The sequence below is a fragment of the Massilia sp. genome, from assembly GCF_032106685.1.
Lineage (GTDB): Bacteria > Pseudomonadota > Gammaproteobacteria > Burkholderiales > Burkholderiaceae_D > Telluria.
Genome location: NZ_DAMCPG010000003.1, coordinates 24,406 through 50,228 on the forward strand (window position 1 = coordinate 24,406; position 25,823 = coordinate 50,228).

Genomic DNA, 25,823 nt, shown 5'->3' on the forward strand with positions numbered 1-25,823 from the left:
GATGGTGAAATGGATGGCAGCAATCGCCGCCTGCGTAGTGGCGCAAAATGTCGCGGCAGCAACGATCTATAAATGCACGGTGAACGGCAAGGTCAGCTATGGCGACCAGCCCTGCGCGGCGGGCACGGGCGCCGAACTGGCCCTGCAGGCGGCGCCGCCGCCCGACAAGCTGGCCGCCGAGAAATTGGCGTCGGATAAATTGCGCCTCGCGCAACTCGACAAGGAGCGCGCCGCGGCGGCCATCGCCGACGAGCGCGAACGCCAGCGTGCGGCCAAGTCGGCCGGCGCGCTGCGCCAGAAATGCGAGCGCCAGCGGCTGAAACAGAAATGGGCTGAAGAAGACCTGCGCAAGCTGCGCGGCGACGCCCTGGCCAGCGCGCGCCTGAAGGCGCAGCGGCAGGCGCAGGCGCTGGCGGTGGAATGTCCGGCCTGAATTCCCTTTCCCCGCTCCTGTCGCGCTGGCTCTTGGTCGGCGAATGGCGCGCGCATCCGGTGCGCGCCCTGCTGGCCATCGCGGCGATCGCGGTCGGGGTCGCCATGGGTTTCGCGATCCACCTGATCAACGCCGCCGCTTTCAACGAATTCTCCGCCGCCATCAAGAGCCTGTCCGGCCAGGCCGACATCCAGGTCGCCGGCCGCGAGGCGCTGTTCGACGAAGCCATCTACCCGCGCCTGGCCCGGTACGAAAGCGTGGCCCTGGCCTCGCCGGTGCTCGAGCTCCAAGCCGCCGTGCCCGCCGCGAAAGGCGCGCTGCGCATCGTCGGCATCGACCCGCTGCGCGCCGGCTACATCGCCCCCGACCTGCTCGGCGTGCCGGCCGAGGGCCGCGGCGCCGACGTGCTGGCCGACGACACCATTTTCCTGTCGCCCGCCGCCGAAAGCTGGCTGAAGCTGCGCGACGGCGCCGCGCTCACCCTGCGCGCCGGCACGCGCGACTTCAGCCTGCGCGTGGCCGGCCCGGTGCAGCGCGCCCGTCCCGGCCAGCGCATCGGCGTGATGGACATCGGCGCCGCCCAATGGCGCTTTGGCCAGCTCGGCAAACTCTCGCGCGTCGACCTGAAGTTGCGCGACGGCGTGAACCGCGCCGAGTTCGAGCAACGCTTGACGCGCGACCTGGAGCGCGAATTCCCGGGGCGTTTTCGCGTCCAGCAGCCGAACGACAGCGAGCAGGAAAGCCGCAACAACAACCTGAGCCGCGCCTACCGCGTCAACCTGACCGTGCTGGCCCTGGTCGCCCTGTTCACCGGCGCCTTCCTGGTGTTCTCGACCCAGGCGCTGTCGGTGATGCGCCGGCGCAGCCAGTTCGCGCTGCTGCGCGTGCTCGGCGTCGAGCGCCGCCAGCTGCTGCGCCAGGTGCTGCTCGAAGGCGCGAGCCTGGGCGCGGTCGGCGCCCTGCTGGGGGTGGCGGCCGGCTACCTGCTGGCGGCGCTGGCCCTGCGCTTCTTCGGCGGCGACCTCGGCGCCGGCTACTTCCCGGGGATCAAGCCGCAGGTCGTGTTCACCCCGTTCGCGGCCTGCGTGTTCTTCGCCCTCGGCCTGGGCGTGGCCCTGCTCGGCTGCCTGGCGCCGGCCCTGGAGGCAGCGCGCGCCAGGCCGGCGGTCGCGCTCAAGTCCGGCAACGACGAGGCGGCGTTGTCACACCTCGCGCGGGTCTGGCCCTCGCTGGCCTGCCTCGTGCTGGCCGGCGCCTTCTCCTTCGCCCCGCCGGTATTCGAGCTGCCGCTGTTCGGCTACTTCGCGATCGCCCTGCTGCTGATCGGCGGCATCGGCCTGATGCCGCGCCTGGCCGCAGCCGCCTTCCGCCTCCTGGGCCGCCCCTTGCTGCGCCGGCCCAAGCCGCCGCCGGTGCTGGCCCTGACGCTCTCGCGCCTGGCCAACGCGCCCGGCCAGGCCTCGATCGCGCTGGGCGGCGTGCTGGCCAGCTTCAGCCTGATGGTGGCGATGGGGATCATGGTGGCGAGCTTCCGGGTCTCGGTCGACGACTGGATGCGCCACATCCTGCCGGCCGACCTGTACGTGCGCACCGCGTCGGGCGGAACCACCGGCTCGCTCGGCCCGCAGGAACAGCGGGCGATCGCCGCGACCCCGGGCGTCGGCCAGGTGCAGTTCCTGCGTACCCGGCCGGTCTCGCTGGCCGCCGACCGCCCCGACGTGGTCCTCATCGCGCGCGACATCGATGCCGCCGACCCGGGCCGTTTGCTGTTCCTGGTCGGCGAATCGCGCCCGGCGCCGCCTGGGGCGCGCCCGGCCTGGGTCTCGGAGGCGATGCTCGACCTGTACGGCGCGCGCGTCGGCGGCAGCATCACCCTGCCGCTGGGCGGCAAGCCGGCGCCCTTCTTCGTCGCCGGAGTCTGGCGCGACTACGCCAACCAGTCCGGCTCGGTCGTGATCCGGCTGCCCGATTACCGCGCCATCACCGGCGACACCGCGGTCACCGACGCCGCCATCTATATCGACGGCGAACAGCGCGGCGGCGAGAAACAGGCGGACCGGATCGAACGCGCCCTGCGCCAGCTGCCGTTCGGACCGGCGCTGCAGCTGGCCCGGCCGGGCGACATCCGCGCCGCCAGCCTGCAGATCTTCGACCGCAGCTTCGCCGTGACTTACCTGCTGGAGGCGATCGCCATCGTCATCGGCCTGTCGGGCGTGGCCGCCACCTTCTCCGCCCAAACCCTGGCGCGGGCGCGCGAATTCGGCATGCTGCGCCACGTCGGCGTCACGCGCGGCCAGGTGCTCGGCATCCTGGCCTGCGAAGGCGGTCTTCTGACCACCCTGGGCGTGGCCTGCGGTTTCGCGCTGGGCCTCGTGATCAGCCTCGTTCTGGTATTCGTCGTCAATCCGCAATCCTTCCACTGGACCATGCAGCTGCACCTGCCCTGGGGCCTGCTCGGCATCGTCGCCTTCGTCCTGGTCGCGGCCTCGGTCGCGACCGCGCTGGTGTCGGGGCGCTACGCCTTGTCGGGCGGTCCGGTGCGCGCAGTAAGGGAGGACTGGTAATGCGGGGAGGACTGGTAATGCGTGGAGGACTGGTAATGCGTTCGCTTCTGCTGTTGTTGCTGCTGGCCTGCCAGTGTGCCCTGGGGGCCAAGGCGGCCAAGCCGGACTTCGCGCCGGTGACGCCGGGCCGGCCCATGCAGTTCCCCGCCGACTACGGCGCCCATCCGGACTTTCGCACCGAGTGGTGGTACGTGACCGGCTGGCTGAAGACCGAGGCCGGCAAGCCGCTCGGCTTCCAGGTCACGTTCTTTCGCAGCCGCACCGAGCACGATACCGCCAACCCGAGCGCTTTCGCCCCGCACCAGCTGGTGATCGGCCATGCCGCCCTGTCCGATCCCGCCGTCGGCCGCCTGGTGCACGACGAGCGCAGTGCGCGCGAGGGCTTCGGCCTGGCCTGGGCCAAGGCCGGCGACACCGACCTGAAGCTGGACGACTGGCGCATGACGCGGGCGGCGGATGGCCGGTACCAGGTTTCCGTGAAGTCGGGCGAGATGACGCTGGAACTGACGCTCACCCCGACCCAGCCGGTGCTGGTGCAGGGCGAAGGCGGCTACTCGCGCAAGGGCGCGGCCGCGCGGCACGCCAGCTATTACTACAGCCATCCGCAGCTGCGCGTGAGCGGCAAGGCGGGCCGCGCCGGGGCCGTCGGGGCGGTCACGGGCAGCGCCTGGCTCGACCACGAATGGTCGAGCGAAGCGCTGCAGCCCGAGGCCAGCGGCTGGGACTGGGTCGGCGCCAACCTCGACGACGGCTCGGCGCTGATGGCTTTCCAGATAAGAGCCAAGGGAGGTGGTAAACTGTGGGCGCACGCCACCGTGCGCGATCCCCAGGGCCGCGTCACCCGTTATGCGCCCGAGCAGGTGAATTTTTCCCCGACGGCGCGCTGGAAGTCGCCGCGCACGCAGGCCGAATATCCGGTCGCCACCAGCATTACGACCGGGGCCACGCGCTGGCAGCTCGTTCCCCTGCAGCAGGACCAGGAACTCGACTCGCGCCGTTCGACCGGGGCCGTCTACTGGGAGGGCGCGGTCAGCGTCGCGCGCGATGGCGTGCCGGCCGGCCGCGGCTACCTCGAGATGACCGGCTACGTGCGCGACATGAAACTATGATCAAAGAGACAGAACAACAACAAGCACCACGATGAGCAAGCCTTCCCCCAGCAGCACCGCATCCACCAAACCGGCGAGCGCAGCCGCCCCGGCCAAGGGCAGCCTGGCCGCCTTCAAGGGCCTGCTGCCCTTCCTGCGCCCCTATCGCCGCCAGTTCGCCCTGGCAGGCATCGCCCTGCTGTTCGCGGCCGGCGCCACGCTCGCGATTCCCGCCGCCTTCAAGCAGATGATCGACCTCGGCTTCGGCGCGGCCGCCGGCGCGCACAGCATCCGCAACGTCGACGCCACCTTCCTGGCCCTGTTCGGCGTCGCCACCGTGCTCGGGATCGCGACCGCGGCGCGCTTCTACATGGTGTCCTGGCTCGGCGAGCGCGTCACCGCCGACATCCGCGCCGCCGTCTACAGCCACGTCGTGAACCAGAGTCCCGAGTTCTTCGAGACCACCCAGACCGGCGAAGTGCTGTCGCGCCTGACCACCGACACCACCCTGATCCAGACCGTGGTCGGCACCAGCATCTCGCTCGCCCTGCGTAACACCCTGCTGTTCCTGGGCGGCCTGGTGATGCTGTTCGTGACCAGCGCCAAGCTGACCGCGATCATCCTCGGCCTCCTGGTCGCGGTGATCGTGCCGATCGTGCTGTTCGGGCGCCGCGTGCGCAAGCTCTCGCGCGATTCGCAGGACCGCATCGCCGACGCCTCGGCCCTGGCCGGCGAGATCCTCAACGCCATGCCGACCGTGCAGGCCTATACCCACGAGAAGATCGAAGCGAAGCGCTTCGGCAGCTCTGTCGAGGGGGCGTTCGCGGCCGCCATGCAGCGCATCCGCGCGCGCGCCTTCCTCACCATGCTGGCCATCGTGCTGGTGTTCGGCACCATCGTCTTCGTGCTGTGGCTCGGCGCGCATGCCGTCCTGCAGGGGACGATGACCGGCGGCGACCTCGGCCAGTTCATCTTGTACGCCTCGATCGTGGCCGGCTCGATCGGCGCGTTGTCGGAAGTGATGGGCGAAGCCCAGCGCGCCGCCGGCGCCACCGAGCGCCTGCTCGAACTGCTGGCGGCCAGGTCCAGCATCCGCAATCCCGCCCATCCGCGGGCGCTGCCCGCACGCGTCGGCAGCGGCGGCGGCGCCGCGCTCGCCCTGCGCGACCTGAGCTTCGCCTACCCGTCGCGCCAGGACAGCGCCGCCCTGTCCCACGTCTCGCTCGACATCAAGCCCGGCGAGACCGTCGCCGTGGTCGGCCCCTCGGGCGCCGGCAAGACCACCCTGTTCCAGCTGCTGCTGCGCTACTACGACCCGCAGGCCGGTTCCATCCTGCTCGACGGCGTCGACATCCGCGACCTCGACCTGCACGTGCTGCGCGGCGCGATCGGCATCGTTCCCCAGGACACCGTGATCTTCTCGGCCGACGCGATGGAGAACATCCGTTACGGCCGGCCGGAGGCCAGCGACGAGGAGGTGATCAACGCGGCGAAGATGGCCGCCGCCCACGAGTTCATCGAGCGCCTGCCCCAGGGTTACCGCTCCTTCCTCGGCGAGCGCGGCGTGCGCCTGTCGGGCGGCCAGCGCCAGCGCATCGCGATCGCGCGCGCCCTGCTGAAGAACCCGCCGCTGCTGCTGCTGGACGAAGCCACCAGCGCGCTCGACGCCGAATCCGAGCGCCTGGTGCAGGGCGCCCTGGAAGCGGCGATGGTCGGGCGCACCACCGTCATCATCGCCCACCGCCTGGCCACCGTGCAGCGCGCCGACCGCATCGTCGTCATGGAAGACGGCCGCGTGGTCGAGACCGGCACGCATGCTTCGCTGGTGGCCCATGGCGGCATCTACGCCAAACTGGCGGCCCTGCAGTTCCATCACGTACACGTTGAACATTGAATATCGATTGGGGGCGAATGCAACAGTTTGAAGTTCCCATCGACAACATTTGTTGTTACACGGCATAACCGCGAGTTATGATGTTCGATCGAAGCGGCATTCCCTTTTATCGAACATGTTCAACACCAAACTGCATACCGCCCGCTGGAGCGTAGGCTCCAAGATCAGCGTGTTTTCCTTCGCCCTGGTCGGCGCCGTCCTCGCGGCCCTGATCGTGACGATTTCCATGACCACCTCGTCCATGCTGGAGGAGCGCTCCCATCGCAGCATGGAGGGCGAACTGCGCGGCGTCGTCAACACGGTCGAGCTGTTCAACAAGACCGTGTCGAACACAGCGGTCAGCTTCGGCAAGATCTTCGCCGCCGATTACCCGGGCGCTTTCGAGCTCGACAGCGCGCATACCGTCGACATCGGCGGCAAGCCCGTGCCAAGCCTGAAGAACGGCGACCGGGTCCTGAACCTCGATTTCAGCGGCCCCGACCGCTTCACCGCCGAGACCGGCGGCAACGCCACCATCTTCGCCGCCAGCGGCGAGGATTTCGTCCGCGTGAGCACCTCGGTCAAGAAGGAAAACGGCGAGCGCGCGGTCGGCACCCAGCTCGACCGCGCCAGCCCGGCCTACGCCGCCCTCAAGGACGGCAAGGTCTACGTCGGCCTGGCGACCCTGTTCGGCAAGCCCTTCATCACCCAGTACGCGCCGGTGCGCGACGCCGCCGGCAAGGTGGTCGGCGCGCTCTACGTCGGCATCGACATCAGCCGCGACGTCGCCTACCTGAAGGAACGCATCCACGCGATCAAGGTCGGCGACACCGGCTACTTCTATATCCTGAATGCCGCCCCGGGCAAGAATTTCGGCGAATTCGTCGTCCATCCCTCGCAGGAAGGCAAGAGCGCGCTCGACAGCCGCTCCACCGACGGCCGCCCCTTCATCCGCGAGATGCTGGAGACGAAGAACGGCAGCATCGCGTACGACTGGAAGAACGGGGACGAAGCGCAGTCGCGCCAGAAGTTCGCGGTGTACACCTGGTTCAAGGACTGGAACTGGGTCATCGCCGGCGGCACCTACGTCGACGAGATCACGCGCGAGGCCACCACCCTGCGCAACCGCTACATCGTGTTCGGCCTGGTGGCCCTGGTCGCCTTCGCCGTGGCCCTGTACGCCTTCGTGCAGCGCGCCGTCACCCGCCCGCTGGCCGAGGCGCGCGACGCCGCCATGCGTATCGCCGAGGGCGACCTGACGGTGCGCGTGTCCAGCCGCGGCCAGGACGAGATCGGCCGCCTGCTCGACGCCATGAACGGCATCAGCAGCAAGCTCTCCTCGGTGGTCGGCAACGTGCGCGACGGCGCCGAGCAGATCGCCAACGCCTCGCAGGAAATCTCGACCGGCAACCTCGACCTGTGCGCGCGCACCGAGCACCAGGCCTCGAACCTGGCCACCACCGCGTCGTCGATGGGCGAACTGACCGAGACCGTGCGCCAGAACGCCGAGCACGCGCACCAGGCCAACGAGCTGGCGCGCAACGCATCGAACGTCGCGCAAAAGGGCGGCAGCATGGTCGCCCAGGTGGTCGACACCATGGACGCGATCAACCAGGCTTCGCGCAAGATCGGCGACATCACCGGCGTGATCGACGGCATCGCCTTCCAGACCAACATCCTGGCGCTGAACGCGGCGGTCGAAGCGGCCCGTGCCGGCGAACAGGGGCGCGGCTTCGCGGTCGTCGCCAGCGAAGTGCGCAACCTGGCCCAGCGCAGCGCCGCCGCGGCCAAGGAAATCAAGGCCCTGATCGCGGCCTCCAGCAGCGAGGTCGAGGCCGGCAGCAAGCTGGTGAGCGAAGCCGGCGCCACCATGGACGAGGTGCTGGCCAGCGTGGCGCGCGTGACCGACATCATGGCCGACATCAGCGCCGCCAGCATGGAGCAGACCAGCGGCATCGAGCAGATCAACCGCGCGATGGGCGAGATGGACGAATCGACCCAGCAGAACGCCGCCCTGGTCGAGGAAGCCAGCGCCGCCGCCCAGGCCATGCAGGACCAGGCCGCGCAGCTGGCGCGCGCCGTGCGCTTGTTCCGGCTGGATGAGGCGGCCGGCGGCGCCCTGGCTGCGCCGGCACGCCGTCCGGCACGCCGTCCGGCATTGACCCACGACTGATTCGCGTAGGGTGGGCACTTGTGCCCACGCGGTATGGAGCCAGGGCTTACTGGTCCGCTTCCGCAGTCGGGTGCGTTTGACGTCGCGTGGTTGCACGTGGTCAGACCGCGTGGGCTCGAGAGCCCACCCTACGCCCTTCCCTCATTTCCCCGCTTCGGTGTAGAGTAACAACCCCTCACCCCCGGAGCCCGCCTTGTCCGACGCCGACCTGATCCGCCGCTGCCACACCGTCTTCCCCGGCCACCGCGCCCGCCGTCCCGCCGAAATGTACGCCGCCATGGCCGCCTGGTGCGAAGCCAACGACGTCGAGCACGACGTCTACGGCAGCGGCGCGCTGATCGAAGCCTTCGAAAAGAAGATCGCCGCCCTGCTCGGCTTCGAGGCCGCGGTGTTCTGCATCAGCGGCACCATGACCCAGGTCACCGCGCTGCGCCTGGCCAGCCAGGACCGCGGTGGCGCTCCGGTCGCGCTGCACCCGACGTCCCACATCTTCGTCCACGAGCGCTCGAACCACGAGCTGCTCGGCCACTTCGCCGCCCTGCGCGTGGGCGACCCGCAGCGCCCGTTCACGGCTGCGGATCTCGACGCCATTCCCGACCGCCTGGGCGCCGTCGGCCTGGAAATCCCGATGCGCGAGATCGGCGGCCAGGTGCCGGCGTGGGAGGAGCTCGACGCGATCAAGGCCCATTGCAAGGACCGCGGCGTCCACCTGCACATGGATGGCGCGCGCCTGTGGGAAGCGGCCGCCGGCTACGGCAGGACTGCCGCCGAGATCGCGGCCGGCTTCGATTCGGTCTACGTTTCGCTGTACAAGGGCATCGGCGGCCTCGGCGGCGCGATGCTCGCGGGCAGCCGCGAGTTCGTCGCCCGCGCCTCCGAATGGTTCAAGCGCCAGGGTGGCAACGTGATCCACCGCTCGCCCTACGTCGTGGCCGCGGCGATGCAGTTCGATGCGCGCCTGGAAGCCATGCCCGACTACTTCCGCCGCACGCAATTCCTGTTCGAGGCGCTGCGCGCGCATCCGGAAATCCGCGTCAACCCGGCCCGGCCGGCGGCCAACATGCTGCACCTGCACCTGCCCGTCGGCCGCGAGCGCGCGCTGGCGATCCGCGAGGAGCTGGCGGAGCGGCACGGCGTCTGGCTGTTCAACCGCGTGAACCACGGGGTGCTGCCCGACACGAGCTGGTTCGAGCTCTACGTCGGCGACAACATGCTCGCCGCGTCCGACGAACAGGTTCGCACGGCCCTGGCCCTGTTCGCGGAAAGACTGCGCGCGCCTGCATAAGCTACAATGTCGGGTTTTCATTCGAAGGACCGCGATGCGCCAATACCTCGACTTCATGCGCCATGTGAAAGAGCACGGCGCGCTCAAGACCGACCGCACGGGCACCGGCACGCTCTCCGTGTTCGGCCACCAGATGCGCTTCGACCTGCAGGAAGGTTTTCCGCTGGTGACCACCAAGAAGGTGCACCTGAAGTCGATCATCCATGAACTGATCTGGTTCCTGCAGGGTTCGACCAACATCGGCTACCTGAAGGAGAACGGCGTCTCGATCTGGGACGAGTGGGCCGACGCCAACGGCGACCTCGGCCCCATCTACGGCTACCAGTGGCGCAACTGGCCGACCCCGAGCGGCGAGCACATCGACCAGATCAGCCAGGTCATGGACCAGATCAAGAATACCCCGGACTCGCGCCGCATGATTGTCTCGGCCTGGAACGTGGCCGACATCCCGCAGATGAAGCTGCCGCCCTGCCACGCCCTGTTCCAGTTCTACGTCGCCGACGGCAAGCTCTCCTGCCAGCTTTACCAGCGCAGCGCCGACATTTTCCTGGGAGTGCCCTTCAACATCGCCTCCTACGCGCTGCTGACCCACATGATGGCCCAGCAGGCCGGCCTGGAAGTCGGCGACTTCGTCTGGACCGGCGGCGACTGCCACCTGTATTCGAACCACCTGGAGCAGGCCACGCTGCAGCTCTCGCGCGAGCCGCTGCCGCTGCCGAAACTGGTCATCAAGCGCAAGCCGGACTCGCTGTTCGACTACCGCTTCGAGGATTTCGAGGTCGTCGATTACCAGTCGCACCCGGCGATCAAGGCGCCGGTGGCGGTCTGACGGCGCGATGGAGGACCGCGAAGTCAGTATCGAGCTTCCCGAGCGCCGCGACACGGTGATCGATGCCACCCGCGGCGGCTTGCCGGAGGTGCTGGTCGCGAACGAGGCGCTGCTGAGCTTTCCGTACAGCGAGGTCTTTTGCTGGCACCTGGAGATCATCTTCGGCGCGGTCGACCTGGTCGACAACGGCATGCCCAGTCCTGCCGAGAGTGCCCTGCTGTTCGAACTGACCGACGAGATCGAGGCAGCAATCCTGGCCACCCGCACCGAACGGGACGCGATCAATGCCCTGTTCCTGGCGCGCTCCACCTGGAACGGCACCTGCGAACTCGCGTTCTACGTGCACGACCCGGAAATCGTCAACGACCTGCTGCAAGCCTTGTTGCCAAGCCGCGAGTGGATCCGTGGCTGGCGCTACCATATGAAGGAAGACGTCGACTGGGAAGAAGCGGGCCACGTCTTCAAGCTGTTCGCGCCCGAGCGCCTTCATTCCTGACTCCGGCTTTTCCCAATGGTCATCGGCACCGTCCTGGCATTGACGCTGCGCCCCGCCCGCACGCTGGCGCCGGCCCCGGTCGCCAGCGCGCGCGCTGCTGCCGGCGCCGGTCTCGAGGGAGACCTCCATGCCGACCCGCGCTCGCCGCGCCAACTGCTGCTGGCCGGCGCAGCCGTCTACCAGGAGCTCGCGCTCCATGCGCATGCGCTGGGCGAAAACCTGCTGCTCGACCTCGACACCTCGCCGCTCGTCTCCGGAACCCTCCTGCAAATCGGTCCCGAAGTACGCCTGCGCCTCATGTTCCAATGCGAGGCCTGCGGCCAGCTCGACGCCATACGCCCCGGGCTCGCGCGCGCCCTGGGCGCACGGCGCGGCATGCTGGCGCGCGTCGTCGCAGGCGGCGCCTTGCGCGTCGGCGACACCGTGCGCGACCTGGGCCGACTGGCGCCGCCCTGGCCGGACGACTGGCGCGAACGCGTGCGCCGGGTGCTCGACGCAATGCCTCCCGGCGCCGTGCTCGAGTATCGGCAGCTGGCCCGGCTGGCCGGCATCCAGTCGAGCTATTGCCGCGCCTTTCCCCGCCTGCTGGCCAAGTTCGGTCCCGCCTACGCCGCCAGGGCGGTCCCGGCCGGCGCCAGCGCCGGCGCCCCGCGCTGGCAGGGCGAGGGCCTGTTCGATCTGCCCCCGGACGCATCGGGCGCCGGCTGAAGCCGTCTCAGGCTTACCTGCGCCTTCCGGTCCCGCCACCTTGTCCGGCACGGTGGTCGGCTGGAACCAGGTCGCCCTCCAGGCCATCCGCGAGGCCAGGCCGAGCCCGCCGATGGCGGCCCGTTCGCTCGCCATCGTCCACACCAGCATGTACAACGCCTGGACCGCCTACAACCAGGCCGCGCAGCCGACCCTGCCCGCCGCCGACTGGGGCGCGCGCGCCGGCCGAACTTGACAGGAAGCCCACGCCGCCCCACCATCTGTGCGCTCCGATCAAGCCAGCAACGAGGATTTCACATGCGCGCAGTCTCCCTTCCTTCCCACAAGCCGACGGCGGTGGCCCGATGAGCCGCCTGACCATGGTGGTGGCCATCGATGCCGCGCGCGGCATCGGCATCGACAACCAGCTTCCCTGGCACCTGCCCGAGGACCTGGCCCACTTCAAGCGCGTGACGCTGGGCCGCCCGATCATCATGGGCCGCAAGACCTTCGACTCGATCGGCCGTCCCCTGCCCGGGCGGCGCAACATCGTCGTGACCCGCAACGCCGGCTGGCGCCACGAGGGCGTCGAGGCCGTGACCTCGCTCGAGGCCGCCATGGGCCTGCTCGGCGACGAGGAAGAAGCCAGCATCATCGGCGGCGCCCAGATCTTCAGCGCCGCCATGGACAAGGCCGACCGCCTGGTCGTCACCGAGATCGCGCGCACTTTCGATTGCGACACCTTCTTCCCGGCCATCGACCCGCAGGTGTGGCAGGAGACGGCGCGCGAGCGCCATCATTCGGAAAGCCAGGGCTTCGACTTCGATTACGTGACCTACGAGCGTCGGGTCGGCGGCTGAACCGGCGCGGGCGGCATCGAGGCGCTTCCTGCGCCGCCGACGCGTTCAACTTCCATGTGATCCGCCGCGAGGTTTCATCGAACAGCTGAACGCGTGGGCGGCGCGCAAGCCGCATCGGATCGGCCATGCGGATGGAGCCGCCCACCCTACGCCCTTTGGCAAGATGGCGGTGGCCAGGCCGCGCTTCTGCTAGAGTGCGCCATACCGGGGCCCATCTGGTTACCCTACTAAAAAAATGTTCACCGGACAGCGGAATTTCTGCGAAAATCCGCTTCTTAATTTTACGGTGCCGTGTGAGCGGGCCGCGTCAACCGGACGCGGCTGCCCACACGGCGCTTCGCTTTGGAGCTGTCGATGAAATTTCGTTTCCCTATCGTCATCATTGACGAGGATTTCCGTTCCGAGAACACGTCCGGTCTCGGTATTCGCGCGCTCGCCGCGGCGATGGAAAAAGAAGGCATGGAGGTGCTCGGCCTGACCAGCTACGGCGACCTGTCGCAGTTCGCCCAGCAGCAGTCGCGCGCCTCGGCCTTCGTGCTGTCGATCGACGACGAGGAATTCGGCGGCGGCTCGCTCGAGGAAACCGATTTCGCCCTGACCGGCCTGCGCGCCTTCGTGCAGGAGATCCGTCACAAGAATTCGAACATCCCGATCTACATCTACGGCGAGACCCGCACCTCGCGCCACATCCCGAACGACATCCTGAAGGAGCTGCACGGCTTCATCCACATGTTCGAGGACACGCCGGAATTCGTCGCGCGCCACATCATCCGCGAAGCGAAAGCCTACCTGGACAGCCTGGCGCCGCCCTTCTTCCGCGCGCTGGTCAACTACGCCTACGACGGTTCCTATTCCTGGCACTGCCCGGGCCACTCGGGCGGCGTCGCCTTCCTGAAGAGCCCGATCGGCCAGATGTTCCACCAGTTCTTCGGCGAGAACATGCTGCGCGCCGACGTCTGCAACGCCGTCGAGGAACTGGGCCAGCTGCTCGACCACACCGGCCCGGTCGCCAAGTCCGAGCGCAACGCCGCGCGCATCTACAGCGCCGACCACTGCTACTTCGTCACCAACGGCACCTCGACCTCGAACAAGATGGTCTGGCACTCGACGGTCGCGCCGGGCGACATCGTCGTGGTCGACCGCAACTGCCACAAGTCGATCCTGCACTCGATCATCATGTGCGGCGCGATCCCCGTGTTCCTGATGCCGACCCGGAACAACCTCGGCATCATCGGCCCGATCCCGCTGGCCGAGTTCACGCCCGAATCGATCGCCCGCAAGATCGAGGCGAACCCGTTCGCGCGCGAAGCCAAGGACAAGAAGCCGCGTATTCTCACCATCACGCAGTCGACCTACGACGGCGTGGTGTACAACGTCGAGGTATTGCGCGAGATGCTCGACGGCCGCATCGACACCCTGCACTTCGACGAAGCCTGGCTGCCGCACGCGACCTTCCACGACTTCTACAAGAACATGCACGCGATCGGCCGCGACCGCCCGCGCGCCAAGCAGTCGATGATCTTCTCGACCCAGTCGACCCATAAACTGCTGGCCGGCCTGTCGCAGGCCTCGCAGGTGCTGGTGCGCGAGTCGGAATCGGTCAAGCTCGACCAGGATGCCTTCAACGAAGCCTTCCTGATGCACACCTCGACTTCGCCGCAGTACTCGATCATCGCCTCCTGCGACGTCGCCGCCGCCATGATGGAAGCGCCGGGCGGCACCGCCCTGGTCGAGGAATCGATCCTGGAAGCGCTGGACTTCCGCCGCGCCATGAAGAAGGTCGACGCCGAATATGGCGAGGACTGGTGGTTCAAGGTCTGGGGCCCGGACGTCGAAGGCGAGGAAGGCATCGGCACCCAGGAAGACTGGATGATCCGCGCCGAGGACGACTGGCACGGCTTCGGCGACCTGGCCGAGGGCTTCAACATGCTCGACCCGATCAAGTCGACCATCGTGACCCCGGGCCTGTCGCTGGACGGCCAGTTCGGCGAGACCGGCATCCCGGCCTCGATCGTGACCAAGTACCTGGCCGAGCACGGCGTCATCATCGAGAAGTGCGGCCTGTACTCGTTCTTCATCATGTTCACGATCGGCATCACCAAGGGCCGCTGGAACACCCTGGTCACCGCCTTGCAGCAGTTCAAGGACGACTACGACCGCAACAAGCCGATGTGGCAGGTGATGCCGCAGTTCGCCGCGGCCAACCCGCGCTACGAAGAGCGCGGCCTGCGCGACCTGTGCACGCAGATCCACACCTTCTACAAGCAGTACGACGTGGCGCGCCTGACGACCGAGATGTACCTGTCGGACATGGTCCCCGCGATGAAGCCGTCGGACGCGTTCGCCAAGATGGCGCGCCGCGACATCGAGCGCGTCGCCATCGAGGAACTGGAAGGCCGCACCACCGCGATCCTGCTGACGCCTTACCCGCCGGGCATCCCGCTCCTGATCCCGGGCGAGCGCTTCAACAAGACCATCGTCGACTACCTGCGCTTCGCACGCGACTTCAACGAGCGCTTCCCGGGCTTCGAGACCGACGTCCACGGTCTCGTCAAGCGCGAGATCGACGGCAAGCTGGGCTACTTCGTGGACTGCGTGAAGCAGGACTGAACGAGGTAGCACTGATGTAAAAAGAGGAGCCGCTGGCTCCTCTTTTTTTGTCTGGGGTTTTCGTAGGGTGGACACCTGTGTCCACGCGGTTTGATGCCGATGCGAACCGGACCACCTGGGCACAACGCCAGAACGCGAACGACGGGTTCTTTCAACGCCGCGGGAGCGCAAGCGGCAAGTCCGCTTGGACACAGGTGTCCACCCTAGGTTATCGCTTCAACTCGACCGTCAGCACCGAGTCCGGCGCGCCGGCCTTTATCTCAGCCCGCGCCTGATTGATCACACTGCGCGCCGCGCTCAGGCCAAGCACGCCCATCACGCCGGCCACGAACAGGTCCGGCAAGCCGGTGCCGGACTGCCACACGCCGAGCGCCGCCAGCAGCACGGCCGCATTGCCGATCATGTCGTTGCGCGTGCACAGCCAGACCGAGCGCATGTTGGCGTCGCCCTTCCTGAAGGCGAACAGCAGCGCCGCCACCAGCGCATTCGCCGCCAGCGCCGCGACGCCGATCACACCCATGGTCTGCGCTTCGGGCACGACGCCCGAGGCGAGATGCCACAGGGCCGAGCCGATCACGAAGGCGCCGTAGGCGCCCATGGTCGCCCCCTTCACCAGCGCGGTGCGCGAGCGCCAGACAGGCGCCAGGCCGAGGACGAACAGGGAGATGCCGTAGTTGGCGGCATCGCCGAAGAAGTCGACCGCGTCGGCCAGCAGCGAGACCGAACCGGCGGCCCAGCCGCCGGCCAGCTCGACGCCGAACATCGCGAAATTCACCACCAGCGCGATCCAGAGCACGCGCCGGTAGCGCGGATCGACCGGCGGCTTGCCCGTCGAGCAGCCGCCGCCGCAGCAATCAGCCATCGCTACACCTCACCAACATGATACAAATCTAACAAGGCGATACCGAAAACCGTATCAGGTCTTCGGCAGCGTCACGCCGTGCTGACCCTGGTATTTGCCGCCGCGGTCCTTGTACGAGGTCTCGCAGATCTCGTCGGACTCGAAGAACAGCACCTGGGCGCAGCCTTCGCCGGCATAGATCTTGGCCGGCAGCGGAGTGGTGTTCGAGAACTCCAGGGTCACGTAGCCTTCCCACTCGGGTTCGAACGGGGTCACGTTGACGATGATGCCGCAGCGCGCGTAGGTCGACTTGCCCAGGCAGACGGTCAGCACGTTGCGCGGAATGCGGAAGTATTCCATGGTGCGCGCCAGCGCGAAGGAATTCGGCGGGATGATGCAGACATCGCTCTTCACGTCGACAAACGACTTCTCGTCGAAGTTCTTCGGGTCGACGATGGTGCTGTTGATGTTGGTGAAGACCTTGAACTCGTCGGCGCAGCGGATATCGTAGCCGTAGGACGAGGTGCCGTAGGAGATGATGCGGCGGCCGTCCGCCTCGCGGACCTGGCCCGGCTCGAAGGGTTCGATCATGCCGGTTTCCTGCGCCATGCGGCGGATCCATTTATCGCTCTTGATTGCCATGCTGCTCTTTCGGGAATGCGGAAAATCCCGCGATTTTACGCGAAAAGCCCGCGCCGGTCCTGCTTCTCGATGCCATTTTGTCCAGCCGCCTGGCCCAGCAGGCGCTCGACCATTTCATGCGTCAGTTGCGCCGCGCGCTTGGGGTGCTCCATCGGGTACAGGTGCGAGCCTTCGGTCATCACGAAATTTGCGCCGACCAGCTTGCGCGTGGACGCCAGCCCGGCCTGGCGCAGCTCTTCCGAGCGGTCGGCGCCGATGAAGCCGACCGGCACCGGGAAATCGTGGCGGATCACCGCGCCCATGTGGTGCGGCAGCGAGTTGTAGATCCGGGTCTCGACGGCGCGGTCGAAACGCAGCTGCACGCCGTCCGGGTGGGGTGCCAGGCCCACGTCCAGGTAGTCGTCCAGCACGCCCGGCGCCCAGGCGGCGAAGATGTCCTTCGCGATGAAGTGCTGGTAGGCCGCCTCGCGGCTGGGCCAGACGTTGCGCCGGCGCTCGGAGAAGCGCGCCGGCGAGAACTTGGAGCCCTTGCCCAGCAGTTTCACCAGACGCCAGAGGAAGGCGCGCCAGCCCGCCACCACCGGCGAATCGAGCATGACCACGCAGCGCGCCAGGTCCGGACGGCGCTCGGCCGCCATGGTGCTGAGCATGCCGCCGAGGGAGTGGCCGACCAGGATCGCCGGCCGGCCGTATTGCTCGAGCTGCGCGACCAGTTCGTCGACCAGCCCGCTCCAGCCGTCGCCCACCGGGTAGCGCGGATCGTGCCCGACCATGTCGGTCATGTGGACGTCGTAGTGGACGGCCAGCGCGTCGAGCAGCTGGCGGTAGGTGCCCGATGGGAAGCTGTTACCGTGGCAGAAGTGCAGCAAGGGTTTGGTCATGAAAACACGGGAAGCGAAACTGGACAGGTTTCGATTGTAATGTGACAAAGTCCCGAGCGTTCCCGGTTTAGAGGGAAACCCCTACAGTCAGTTCGGCGACATGGCCGACGCGCGCGAGATGGCGCACGCCGCCTTGTTGGCGGAGACCTTGCCCAGGGGCGCCAGCGCAAGCACGCGATACCGGTGTAAAGCTGGGTAAAAACCGCGCCGCCCTGGACCGGCGCGGCGGCGGCTTTGCTATCATCCGTCGGATGAACCACGTACTGTTGATCGACGACGACGCCGAACTGGTCGGCATGTTTAGCGAATACCTCGAGCAGGAAGGTTTCTCGGTCGCCTGCGCGCACGACGGCGAATCGGGCGCGCGCGAAGCCCTGTCCGGGCGCTACGCCATCGCCATCCTCGACGTGATGATGCCGGCGCTGAACGGCATCGACACCCTGCGCCGCATCCGCGCCCAAAGCCGCATTCCGGTACTGATGCTGACCGGCCGCGGCGACGACGCCGACCGCATCCTCGGCCTGGAACTGGGCGCCGACGACTACGTCACAAAGCCCTGCACGCCGCGCGAACTGACCGCGCGCGTGCGCGCCATCCTGCGTCGCACCCAGGAAGCCGCGCCGGGCAGCGGCAACGGCGCCGTGCTCGCGGTCGGCAAGCTGACCATGCTGCCCGAGCAGCGCCGCGCCACCTGGGACAACCAGCCGCTGGAACTGACCAGCACCGAATTCAACCTGCTCGAAGTGCTGGCGCGCCACGCCGGGCGCCCGGTGAGCAAGAACGAGCTATCCGAACAGGGCCTGGGCCGCCCGCTGGCGCGCTTCGACCGCAACATCGACGTGCACCTGAGCAGCCTGCGCCACAAGCTCGGCACCCTCGACGACGGCCGCTCGCCGCTGCAGACGGTGTACCGCCTCGGCTACCAGTTGATCCGCGATTGAGGCCGCCCATGGCACGTCCGGGCCGCCGCCTGTTCTGGAAGTTCTTCCTGTCGATCCTGCTGGCCCAGATCGCGGCCGCGGTCGGCATCGGCAGTGTGTTCTGGCTGCGCGAGCAGGCGCGTCTTTCGGACGCGGTCACCGTCATCGAGACCGGGCCGCCGGCCGGCTTCATGCTCGACTCGGCCGCCGTCGCGCTGAAATACGGCGGCATCCCCGCCCTGCGCGAACTCAACGCCCGTAAAGGCCGGCATTCGGTCTACGCCGTCGACCGCAACGGCCGCGAACTGCTCGGGCGCACGGTGACCGCCGCCATGCGCGAACAGGCGCAGCGCGAACTGCGCGCGGACCGTCCTTACCGGCCGGTGCGCATGCTGAAGGCGCCGGACGGCCAGCAGCTGTTGCTGTTCGTGCCGCGCATCTACCGCAACGCCGCCGGCGACACGCTCACGGCCGCCCAGGTGGCGAACGCGCAAGGGACGCGCGGCGCCGCGGGCGGCGCCGACGGCCGGCGCGCGGAGGGACCACCCAGTCCGGGCGAACGTGCAAGCGAACATCCCCGATTCGGGCGCGGCGACGGCGCGCGCGGCCCCTTCGGCCCGGGCTGGCCGCTGACCCGCCCGATCCCGCTGCTCGCCACCATCGCCGTCAGTCTGCTGTTCGCCGCCCTGCTCGCCTGGTATTTCGCGCGCCCGATCCGCGCCCTGCGCGGCGCCTTCGAGGCCGCCGCCGCCGGCGACCTCGCGCCGCGCTTCGCCGACGGCAAACTTGGCGGCGACGAACTGAACGACCTGGGACGCGACTTCGACCGCATGAGCGCCCGCTTGCGCGCCCTGATGGACGGCCAGCGCCGCCTGCTGCACGACGTCTCCCACGAGCTGCGCTCGCCGCTGGCGCGCCTGCAGGCGGCGATCGGCCTGGCGCACCAGCAGCCGGACAAGATCGCCACCTCGCTCGCTCGCATCGAACGCGAGAGCGTCCGCATGGACAAGCTGGTCGGCGAGCTGCTGACGCTGTCGCGCCTCGACGCCAATCCCGACCTGCCGAAGAGCGAACTGGTCGACATGCAGGAACTGGTCGACGGCATCGCCGCCGACGCCCGCTTCGAGATCGGGCCGGACGGCCCCGCCATCGAGGTCGACCTTGGGGGCGAACACCCGCTCTGCGTGCGCGGCGCGCCCGACCTGTTGTGGCGCGCGGTCGAGAACGTGGTGCGCAACGCCGTCAAGCATGGCGGCGCCGCGGTTGGTGTAGATGGTCAGGATGGTGCGGCGGCCGGCAAGGTCGAGCTGCGCCTGCGCGCCGACGCCCGCTCGGTCCACGTCGACGTGCTGGACCGCGGCCCGGGCGTGCTTGATACCGACCTGCCGATCATTTTCCGGCCCTTCTACCGCGCCAGTCCGGCGAAGAACAACGTCGACGGCCACGGCCTGGGCCTGGCGATCGCCGAGCGCGTGGTGCAGGCCCACGGCGGCGCAATCATTGCCCGCAACCGCGACGGCGGCGGGCTGCACGTGGCGATCACGCTGCCGCTGGCGCGCCACGCTTAAGGAAGCACTGATTTATTCTGGCGCGCAGGAATCGGACACGAAAAATGTGGCCGGCAAGGCGTAAACCGGAGCGATACCGGGGTATCGCGAGGATTTACAACGCAGCAGGACGCATTTTCTCGTGGTCGAGACCGCCGCCATGAATACATCAGCGCTTCCTTAATGGTCATGCCAGTAGCGGCGCTGTTCGCGCCGGTACTCGCTCACCGCGATGGTCTCGCCGAAGTCGAACCGGATCGCGCCCGATACGTCGGTGCGCAGGCGGCGGATGCCCAGCCGGCCATAACGCTCGAACACCTCCTTCTTCGGGTGGCGGTAGCGGTTGCGATGTCCCACCTGGAACACGCCAATGGAGGGGTTGACCGCCGCCAGGAAAGCCGGTGTCGACGAGGTGCCGCTGCCATGGTGCGGCGCCAGCAGCACGTCGGCGCGCAGGCTGTGCGGCGCGGATTGCAGTAGAGCCGTCTCCTGGGCCGCCTCGATGTCGGCCGCCAGCAGGATGGCGCGCCCCCTCGCCGAAATGCGCAAGGTGCAGCTGCGCCCGTTCGACTTCAATCCGGGATCGGCGTAGCTGGCGGCGCCCGGCTGCAGCATCTCGAAGGCGACGCCATCCCATTCCCAGCGCTGGCCGGCTTCGCAGCGGCGGTGCAGCGCCGCCTTGCGCACCGCCGGATGGCCGGGCGCGAGCGAGCTGCTCATCCAGGCGACGTCGATCGCCTCGAGCAGGGTCAGCGCGCCGCCGGCGTGATCGGTGTCGCTGTGCGTGACGATCATCCCGTCGAGCCGACCGATCGCGCGCGCACGCAGGTAAGGCAGCAGCACCCGGGTGGCGCCGTTCTGCGTGGCCGCGTACTGCGGGCCGGTGTCGTACAGCAGCCGGTGGCGCTCCGTTTCGACCAGCAGCGCCATGCCCTGGCCGACGTCGAAGGCAGTCACGGTGAAGGTGCCGGCAGGCGGATGCGTCGGCAGCAGCATGAACAGCGGCAGCCAGGACACGGCGCCGATCCAGCGCTGCGGCCAGCCGCGCGGCGCCAGCATCCAGGCGGTGCCGAACAGGGCGAGCGCGAACAGCCAGGCCGGCGGCTGCGGCGCGCGCCAGACCGCCAGCGGCAGGGTCGCCAGCCAACCGAGCGCCGCGGCCAGCCAATCGACTGCCAGGTGGGCCAGCGCCAGCACCGGGCTTGAGAACGGCGCCGGCAGCAGGCTGCCCAGCAGCGCCAGCGGCGTGACGACGAAGCTCACCACCGGAATCGCCACCGCGTTCGCCAGCGGCCCGACCAGCGACACCTGCGAGAACAGCAGCAGGGTCAGGGGCACCAGTCCCAGCGTGACCGCATACTGGGTGCGGGCGGCAAGGCGCAGCGCGCCGCGCCAGCCGGGCGCGTCCTGCCCGATCCGTCCGACGCCGGCGTACAGGATCACGCCGACGGCGCCGAAGGACAGCCAGAAGCCCGGCCACAGCACGGCCCACGGGTCGAGCAGCAGCACCAGAGCGAGCGCCAGGCACAGCACGTGCGATACGCTGGCCAGGCGCCCGCACCACAAGGCAGCCGCAACCACGGCCAGCATGTAGAGCGTGCGCTGGGCCGGCACGCCGAAGCCCGCTAGCAGCACGTAGACGAGCGCGGCCCCCGCGCCAGCCAGCGCCGCCACCTTCTGCGCCGGCAGCAGCAGCGGCAGCTGGGCCTCGGTGAAGAAGGAGCGGCGCCACAGGCTGGACGCCGCCAGCGCGGCGAGCCCCGCGATCATCGTGATGTGCAGGCCGGAGATGGCGACCAAATGACTGACGCCGGTGCGGTTGAACACGTCCCAGTCGGCCTGCTCGATGCCGCGCTGGTCGCCGATCACCAACGCCACGATGACGCCGGCATACGGCTTGCCGGCCAGCGCGTCGAGGATGCGCGCGCGCAGCAGGTCGCGGCAGCGCTCGACGAGGTGACCGGGCGTAAGCACGAAGGCATCGAGCCGCCGGTTGTCCGGACTGGCCCGCACGTAGCCGGTGGCGCGCACGCCCTGCCCCAGCAGCCAGGCCTCGTAGTCGAAGCCGTGGGGATTGGCGTTGCCGTGCGGACGCTGCAGGCGCACCGTCAGGCGCCAGCGTTCGCCGGGCCGGACCTGTACCGCTTCGCCGCGCCCGTACCAGGACAGGGCCAGCGTGTCCGGCACACGCGCGGCGCCGTCCAGGACCCGTTCGACCGCGAACTGGAAGCGCACGCCCTCGCCGAAGTCGTGCGGCAGCTTGGCCACGGTACCGACGACCGCGATGTCGCGGCCCTCGTCCCGCTTGGCGAGTTCCTGCGACAGCGCGGCGTGGGCGAGCGTGGCGGCCCAGCAGAAGCCGAGCAGGCTGCCGGCCAGCGCCGCCCGTGCGGGACCGCGCAGGGCGAGCAAGAGGACCAGCGCGGCGAGCGCGCAGGCCAGCAGGTGCCAGGGGTCGGGGAGTGTCGGGCGCGTCTGGAGGAAGGCTACGCCCAAGACGAAGCCGAGGATGGCGCAGCGCATGGGGAATTATCGCAGGTGGCAGCGGCCGTCAGTCGAGGTTAGCAACTTGTCCGCCCTTGCCGTCTGCAACGGTGGGTGACGGTCCAGGCAGAGCCAATGGAGCATCGGTCCGTGGGGTGTTGACGTGATGAGTGGGACGCAAACGGACACTCGACGAAATTTTGTCCCACAGCGCGCGCATCGCCTCCTCGCTTGGACTGGATTGCACCGGATTGCCGCCGGCCCGGGGGCTCATGCCTGAATCCTTTTCGAGGGACAGGTGTGGCACGAATACGTTTCTGTCGCTTCCCGGCGTTTCCCATGCAAAGCCGAAGACCTTGGCGAAGTTTAGCTCCGTTACCTTGATCGCGACCTCTTCCCCGGCGCAGCCATTGATCGTACGTGCGCCTTCCCGCAAGGTCCGCGCGCGCGCCCGTGTCAGCGGGGTCATGGCCGCACGATGGCGCTCCAGCAGGCTTCTGCCTTTGACTTTCGCATTGTTCGTCCAGAAGAGAATGCCAAGGTCCGGATGGCCTGGAAGGGTGGCGGACATTGCGATGCTTTCTGACCGATCACGATCATGCGGATCGCGAATCATGGCGCCACTGATGCAGAAACCAGGCTCCGTCGGCAGCTCGGCTTCCGCGCGATTGGTTAGCCGCGTGAGCAGCGTCGGAAGTACCCTGACTTGCGCAGGATCGTAGACATTGGCCACAAAGCGATAGCTGACACCCTCTTTGTGGACGTGGCCCTCGGCTGATATCGTCTCAAAATAAACACGCTGGTCGTTCTCAACGCTATAGCCTCGATAACGGCTGTGAACGAAGACCTTCCCATAAAAGCGGGCATGTCGTATCTCCGTAGACGATTCGATATTTCCGTTCCCGAACATATTGGGCTTGGCGCTCAATATGTTTTCACGGGTACGCAACCTGGACAGGAACAAATCCGCGGACTCGTCCACGCGACCAAGCTCAAAGCCGTCGACCGAAGCCAATTGCAAGCTCACTTTTGCATCGACAGGCACATCGACAAGAAAGCGACCAACGCAAACGCTTTTCATTTTGCTCGTCAAGCCAGTGACAGCGCCCATCTCCTCGCGCCTCTCTACCGAATTCAGAATAAACACAACCGTAAGCGCCACCACACCAAGAGGAATCGCCCATCTGCCATGTTTCCAACCGCGCGACATCATATGTCCTGTAGGTTTGATCAGGGCGGGAACAACGGCCCAGATGCTTGCAGGCCTTTTAGATCCCCGGCAAAACGAATACAAAAACCGAAGATATTTCGCTGCCTTAGGTTCCCAGGCGAAGCCGAAAATCGCAGTTGCCATTCAAACTTCGGACGCTTCGATCCGCCTTCTAAAGCCCATCCAGCGCTTGGTATTCAATGTCCTGATCTGCGACGAGTTTCGGAGGCGGGCTGCACTCGCAGATGCAAAGATCGTTGCTCAACGCGTATTCCTTGCCTTCAAAAGTGTCGGACAGACGCGGCATCTCGCATTCGATGCGCCCCTGCGCGCCGCATGCTGGACAATCGACAGCGTCGCCTTCGCGAGCCACTGGCGAGCCGTCGATAACATTGAATCCGCTGGATGCCATGACCGTTCCGCCGGCAGTTGTCGTCGCCCCGTCCCTGATGTAATAACGCATGTAGCTCATCGCCGCTCCGCACAATAGAAGAAAATGGCACTCCAGCTGAGACCAAGTGGTTGACGTTGCGGCCGAGCATTTAAACGAACTGGACAGGAGACCTTCCGTTCAGCTCAGCCGTTTGTTTGCCGTCGCCTCGGTCTCATGATGGCTGCTCGTCATTGACTGATTCGACCTGCTTCCGATAACGAAACCACTGAGGCGTATTACGCAAACATTTCTCAGCGAATCGCACTCGCCCGACCGAAAAAGAGATCAAGCAAGGGTCGGCGGATCGCGGTCCTGAGCCGAGCCACTGATGTCTGGTATTGCCGATGTTGCCCCCGGAGTCACAGAGTGACGCACCAGTTGCCAGACGCTGCGGCGCTGGATTGCCTGGCGCGCTCCAAAGGCGCGGCCGAGGGTCGCTGCAGGGACCTCGAAGGTTGCGGCTGGAAGCAGGCTGCCTGCAGCGAACCACCGTGTGCCGTCGAGCGCGTGCGATTCCTCGCAGCGCCACCAGCCGCTCGCCGGACACTGCATTCCCGTCCTCGCCACATAGCCGATTGCGACCTCCGGCTGCGCGGTCGAGCACGCAGTACCGATCGCGCTACCGCTGTCCGCTTGCGCTGCCAGCGTTGCCTGGGCCAATGGAACGGACGGTGGCGTACGGTCGCGTTCGCGTTTGTCGACCAGTTTCCACGCAGTGCGGGTCGTGCTTTCGTAGCTGGGCTGCAGTCCGCGCATTCGTTGCCAGATGGTCTGGGGCGGGAGCAGCAGAGCCTGCGGCATCTTTTGTCCCTTGCGCAGGTGTTGGCGCTGGCCGCCGAGGATAGCAACACCGTTTCCGCCATCGCCGCACAGCCACCAGCCGCTTTCAGGGCAGCGTTCGCCGGCCGACGCGTATGCCCCAAGCGGTGTTGGCGGCGCCTCTACCCGGCTCATCTCTGCAGGTTTGCTCGGCCGGAACCGGATACTGGACGAGATCTTGTCCCACAAACCGAGCGCAGCGCCGTCCGAAAGCGAGGAGGGAGCGGGCTGACGGTTGCCGTTCCCGGTACTCATCCTGAATACAAGGTGTGGGACGAAAACGTTGTCTTCGGTCCCGTTCACCTCCCACCAGAAACTGTGGCCACGTGCTTCATTTTTTTCCACCACCAGCTCCGCTACTTCCTCCCCTTTCAGGCCGCCAATCTCCCGCGACGCCGCTCGTAACCTCGTGATGCGCATCCGCTCAGCCATCGACAGCGCTTCGTCTGCAGCTTCATTCCTTGCAAGTAGTCCATGCACGTCGGGTTTCAGTCCAGCCGAAACAAGGAACATGAACTCAACATCCGGATGATTTGGCAGCCGGCCGAACATCATGATTTGTTCGAGCTGATCGGCGTTGAGCGGGTCGCGGACATAGGCGCGGTCCATACAAAATCCTGGTTCGGCAGGAGTATGGTTATTTGGGTTCGCTACAAGCTGGTTAACCAGCTTGGGCAGATCCTCGATCAAGTCGGGGTTCCTGTCTTCAAAGAACAGGTCGATGCTGATGCCATGGCCGTGCACGAGCGCTTCTGTCGTGATGCCTTCATCACGATAGCGCTCCACCCCGCCCAGACCGTTGCCCTGCGTTCCTTCTTCCACCGTCCGGCTATGTATGAAGATCTTTCCGACGAGGCCAGTTTCGGTCTTAACCTCCCTTACTGCTTCCATGTTCTTACTGCCACCACGGTAGTCTGGCTTAGCATTGATTTGTGCCTCACGGTTTACAACACGCTTCTGGAAGTCATCGTCGGTTTCGTTAAACGTCGCAATATCGAAGCCATCAATGCGTGCCTGTCTCAGTTCAATCTCTGCCTCTTCTGGCACGTCAATTAAGAACCTGCCGACACATACGGTTTTCATTTTGTCGGTCATTCGAACTACCTCATGTTGGTCTCGCCTGCTTTCTTCGCGTCTATCCAATACTT

The 25,823-nt window shown here is 67.2% G+C and carries 21 protein-coding genes; 14 read left to right on the forward strand and 7 right to left on the reverse strand.

Features of this window, described 5'->3' with window-relative positions; translation table 11 throughout:
• The first annotated feature begins 13 nt into the window (after positions 1-13).
• The 12 genes from RT688_RS03100 (at position 14) to RT688_RS03155 (ending at position 14,898) form a co-directional block, all read left to right on the forward strand.
• Entirely contained in the window at positions 14-433 is a 420-nt protein-coding gene (locus RT688_RS03100; RefSeq protein WP_313703377.1) for a DUF4124 domain-containing protein, read from the forward strand.
• Positions 421-2,997 (forward strand): FtsX-like permease family protein, encoded by a 2,577-nt coding sequence (locus RT688_RS03105; protein ID WP_313703378.1) that lies wholly within the window; start codon positions 421-423, stop codon positions 2,995-2,997. The genes RT688_RS03100 and RT688_RS03105 overlap by 13 nt, the downstream gene beginning before the upstream one ends.
• Positions 2,998-3,032: 35 nt before the next feature.
• A complete protein-coding gene (locus RT688_RS03110; RefSeq protein ID WP_313703379.1) occupies positions 3,033-4,106 on the forward strand; it encodes a carotenoid 1,2-hydratase in 1,074 nt (357 codons plus the stop codon).
• A 31-nt stretch (positions 4,107-4,137) separates the two neighbouring features.
• The gene (locus RT688_RS03115) at positions 4,138-5,979 is read left to right on the forward strand and encodes an ABC transporter transmembrane domain-containing protein (RefSeq protein WP_313703380.1); all 1,842 of its coding nucleotides are present in this window, start codon (positions 4,138-4,140) and stop codon (positions 5,977-5,979) included.
• A 115-nt stretch (positions 5,980-6,094) separates the two neighbouring features.
• Positions 6,095-8,131 (forward strand): Cache 3/Cache 2 fusion domain-containing protein, encoded by a 2,037-nt coding sequence (locus RT688_RS03120; RefSeq protein WP_313703381.1) that lies wholly within the window; start codon positions 6,095-6,097, stop codon positions 8,129-8,131.
• A 193-nt stretch (positions 8,132-8,324) separates the two neighbouring features.
• On the forward strand, positions 8,325-9,416 hold the full coding sequence (locus RT688_RS03125; protein WP_313703382.1) for a threonine aldolase family protein: 1,092 nt from the start codon (positions 8,325-8,327) through the stop codon (positions 9,414-9,416).
• Between the two features lie 34 nt (positions 9,417-9,450).
• On the forward strand, positions 9,451-10,245 hold the full coding sequence (gene thyA / locus RT688_RS03130; RefSeq protein ID WP_313703383.1) for a thymidylate synthase: 795 nt from the start codon (positions 9,451-9,453) through the stop codon (positions 10,243-10,245).
• A 7-nt stretch (positions 10,246-10,252) separates the two neighbouring features.
• Positions 10,253-10,741, forward strand: a complete 489-nt coding sequence (locus RT688_RS03135) for a DUF695 domain-containing protein (RefSeq protein WP_313703384.1) — start codon at positions 10,253-10,255, stop codon at positions 10,739-10,741.
• A 15-nt stretch (positions 10,742-10,756) separates the two neighbouring features.
• Positions 10,757-11,449, forward strand: a complete 693-nt coding sequence (locus tag RT688_RS03140) for an MOSC domain-containing protein (RefSeq protein ID WP_313703385.1) — start codon at positions 10,757-10,759, stop codon at positions 11,447-11,449.
• 40 nt (positions 11,450-11,489) lie between these two features.
• Complete coding sequence (locus tag RT688_RS03145) at positions 11,490-11,684, forward strand: hypothetical protein (protein WP_313703386.1); 195 nt, start codon at positions 11,490-11,492, stop codon at positions 11,682-11,684.
• Positions 11,685-11,793: 109 nt separating this feature from the next.
• A complete protein-coding gene (locus tag RT688_RS03150; RefSeq protein ID WP_313703387.1) occupies positions 11,794-12,288 on the forward strand; it encodes a dihydrofolate reductase in 495 nt (164 codons plus the stop codon).
• 354 nt (positions 12,289-12,642) lie between these two features.
• Positions 12,643-14,898: an arginine/lysine/ornithine decarboxylase gene (locus tag RT688_RS03155; RefSeq protein ID WP_313703388.1), complete on the forward strand. Its 2,256-nt coding sequence runs from the start codon at positions 12,643-12,645 to the stop codon at positions 14,896-14,898.
• 208 nt (positions 14,899-15,106) lie between these two features.
• Here the strand turns inward: RT688_RS03155 and RT688_RS03160 are convergent, their stop codons facing one another.
• Genes RT688_RS03160 through RT688_RS03170 form a run of 3 tightly spaced genes read right to left on the reverse strand, consistent with a single transcriptional unit; the run spans position 15,107 to position 17,262 of the window.
• Positions 15,107-15,760: a cation transporter gene (locus RT688_RS03160; RefSeq protein ID WP_313703389.1), complete on the reverse strand. Its 654-nt coding sequence runs from the start codon at positions 15,758-15,760 to the stop codon at positions 15,107-15,109.
• A 54-nt stretch (positions 15,761-15,814) separates the two neighbouring features.
• The gene (dcd, locus tag RT688_RS03165; protein WP_313703390.1) at positions 15,815-16,381 is read right to left on the reverse strand and encodes a dCTP deaminase; all 567 of its coding nucleotides are present in this window, start codon (positions 16,379-16,381) and stop codon (positions 15,815-15,817) included.
• A 35-nt stretch (positions 16,382-16,416) separates the two neighbouring features.
• Positions 16,417-17,262 (reverse strand): alpha/beta hydrolase, encoded by an 846-nt coding sequence (locus RT688_RS03170; RefSeq protein ID WP_313703391.1) that lies wholly within the window; start codon positions 17,260-17,262, stop codon positions 16,417-16,419.
• A 251-nt stretch (positions 17,263-17,513) separates the two neighbouring features.
• Between RT688_RS03170 and RT688_RS03175 the strand changes: the two genes are divergently transcribed.
• Together RT688_RS03175 and RT688_RS03180 are read left to right on the forward strand one after the other, a co-directional pair.
• Positions 17,514-18,203 (forward strand): response regulator transcription factor, encoded by a 690-nt coding sequence (locus RT688_RS03175; protein ID WP_313703392.1) that lies wholly within the window; start codon positions 17,514-17,516, stop codon positions 18,201-18,203.
• Between the two features lie 8 nt (positions 18,204-18,211).
• On the forward strand, positions 18,212-19,750 hold the full coding sequence (locus RT688_RS03180; RefSeq protein ID WP_313703393.1) for an ATP-binding protein: 1,539 nt from the start codon (positions 18,212-18,214) through the stop codon (positions 19,748-19,750).
• Positions 19,751-19,909: 159 nt separating this feature from the next.
• Here the strand turns inward: RT688_RS03180 and RT688_RS03185 are convergent, their stop codons facing one another.
• From RT688_RS03185 to RT688_RS03200, 4 genes are all read right to left on the reverse strand, one after another.
• Positions 19,910-22,252 carry a DNA internalization-related competence protein ComEC/Rec2 gene (locus RT688_RS03185; RefSeq protein ID WP_313703394.1) on the reverse strand — a complete coding sequence of 781 codons (2,343 nt, stop codon included), beginning with the start codon at positions 22,250-22,252 and terminating at the stop codon, positions 19,910-19,912.
• 28 nt (positions 22,253-22,280) lie between these two features.
• Entirely contained in the window at positions 22,281-23,567 is a 1,287-nt protein-coding gene (locus tag RT688_RS03190; RefSeq protein ID WP_313703395.1) for a T6SS immunity protein Tli4 family protein, read from the reverse strand.
• A gap of 28 nt (positions 23,568-23,595) precedes the next feature.
• Positions 23,596-23,895 (reverse strand): PAAR domain-containing protein, encoded by a 300-nt coding sequence (locus RT688_RS03195; RefSeq protein WP_313703396.1) that lies wholly within the window; start codon positions 23,893-23,895, stop codon positions 23,596-23,598.
• A gap of 246 nt (positions 23,896-24,141) precedes the next feature.
• Positions 24,142-25,770: a T6SS immunity protein Tli4 family protein gene (locus tag RT688_RS03200; protein WP_313703397.1), complete on the reverse strand. Its 1,629-nt coding sequence runs from the start codon at positions 25,768-25,770 to the stop codon at positions 24,142-24,144.
• Positions 25,771-25,823 lie beyond the last annotated feature (53 nt).

What these genes read in the sequence shown, in the direction of transcription:
- RT688_RS03100 (WP_313703377.1), top strand. Translation starts at nt 14, where the DNA reads ATGGCAGCAATCGCCGCCTGCGTAGTGGCGCAAAATGTCGCGGCAGCA.
- RT688_RS03105 (WP_313703378.1), top strand. Translation starts at nt 421, where the DNA reads ATGTCCGGCCTGAATTCCCTTTCCCCGCTCCTGTCGCGCTGGCTCTTG.
- RT688_RS03110 (WP_313703379.1), top strand. Translation starts at nt 3,033, where the DNA reads ATGCGTTCGCTTCTGCTGTTGTTGCTGCTGGCCTGCCAGTGTGCCCTG.
- RT688_RS03115 (WP_313703380.1), top strand. Translation starts at nt 4,138, where the DNA reads ATGAGCAAGCCTTCCCCCAGCAGCACCGCATCCACCAAACCGGCGAGC.
- RT688_RS03120 (WP_313703381.1), top strand. Translation starts at nt 6,095, where the DNA reads ATGTTCAACACCAAACTGCATACCGCCCGCTGGAGCGTAGGCTCCAAG.
- thyA (WP_313703383.1), top strand. Translation starts at nt 9,451, where the DNA reads ATGCGCCAATACCTCGACTTCATGCGCCATGTGAAAGAGCACGGCGCG.
- RT688_RS03135 (WP_313703384.1), top strand. Translation starts at nt 10,253, where the DNA reads ATGGAGGACCGCGAAGTCAGTATCGAGCTTCCCGAGCGCCGCGACACG.
- RT688_RS03140 (WP_313703385.1), top strand. Translation starts at nt 10,757, where the DNA reads ATGGTCATCGGCACCGTCCTGGCATTGACGCTGCGCCCCGCCCGCACG.
- RT688_RS03150 (WP_313703387.1), top strand. Translation starts at nt 11,794, where the DNA reads ATGAGCCGCCTGACCATGGTGGTGGCCATCGATGCCGCGCGCGGCATC.
- RT688_RS03155 (WP_313703388.1), top strand. Translation starts at nt 12,643, where the DNA reads ATGAAATTTCGTTTCCCTATCGTCATCATTGACGAGGATTTCCGTTCC.
- RT688_RS03160 (WP_313703389.1), bottom strand. Translation starts at nt 15,760, where the DNA reads ATGGCTGATTGCTGCGGCGGCGGCTGCTCGACGGGCAAGCCGCCGGTC.
- dcd (WP_313703390.1), bottom strand. Translation starts at nt 16,381, where the DNA reads ATGGCAATCAAGAGCGATAAATGGATCCGCCGCATGGCGCAGGAAACC.
- RT688_RS03170 (WP_313703391.1), bottom strand. Translation starts at nt 17,262, where the DNA reads ATGACCAAACCCTTGCTGCACTTCTGCCACGGTAACAGCTTCCCATCG.
- RT688_RS03175 (WP_313703392.1), top strand. Translation starts at nt 17,514, where the DNA reads ATGAACCACGTACTGTTGATCGACGACGACGCCGAACTGGTCGGCATG.
- RT688_RS03180 (WP_313703393.1), top strand. Translation starts at nt 18,212, where the DNA reads ATGGCACGTCCGGGCCGCCGCCTGTTCTGGAAGTTCTTCCTGTCGATC.
- RT688_RS03185 (WP_313703394.1), bottom strand. Translation starts at nt 22,252, where the DNA reads ATGCGCTGCGCCATCCTCGGCTTCGTCTTGGGCGTAGCCTTCCTCCAG.
- RT688_RS03190 (WP_313703395.1), bottom strand. Translation starts at nt 23,567, where the DNA reads ATGGCAACTGCGATTTTCGGCTTCGCCTGGGAACCTAAGGCAGCGAAA.
- RT688_RS03195 (WP_313703396.1), bottom strand. Translation starts at nt 23,895, where the DNA reads ATGAGCTACATGCGTTATTACATCAGGGACGGGGCGACGACAACTGCC.
- RT688_RS03200 (WP_313703397.1), bottom strand. Translation starts at nt 25,770, where the DNA reads ATGACCGACAAAATGAAAACCGTATGTGTCGGCAGGTTCTTAATTGAC.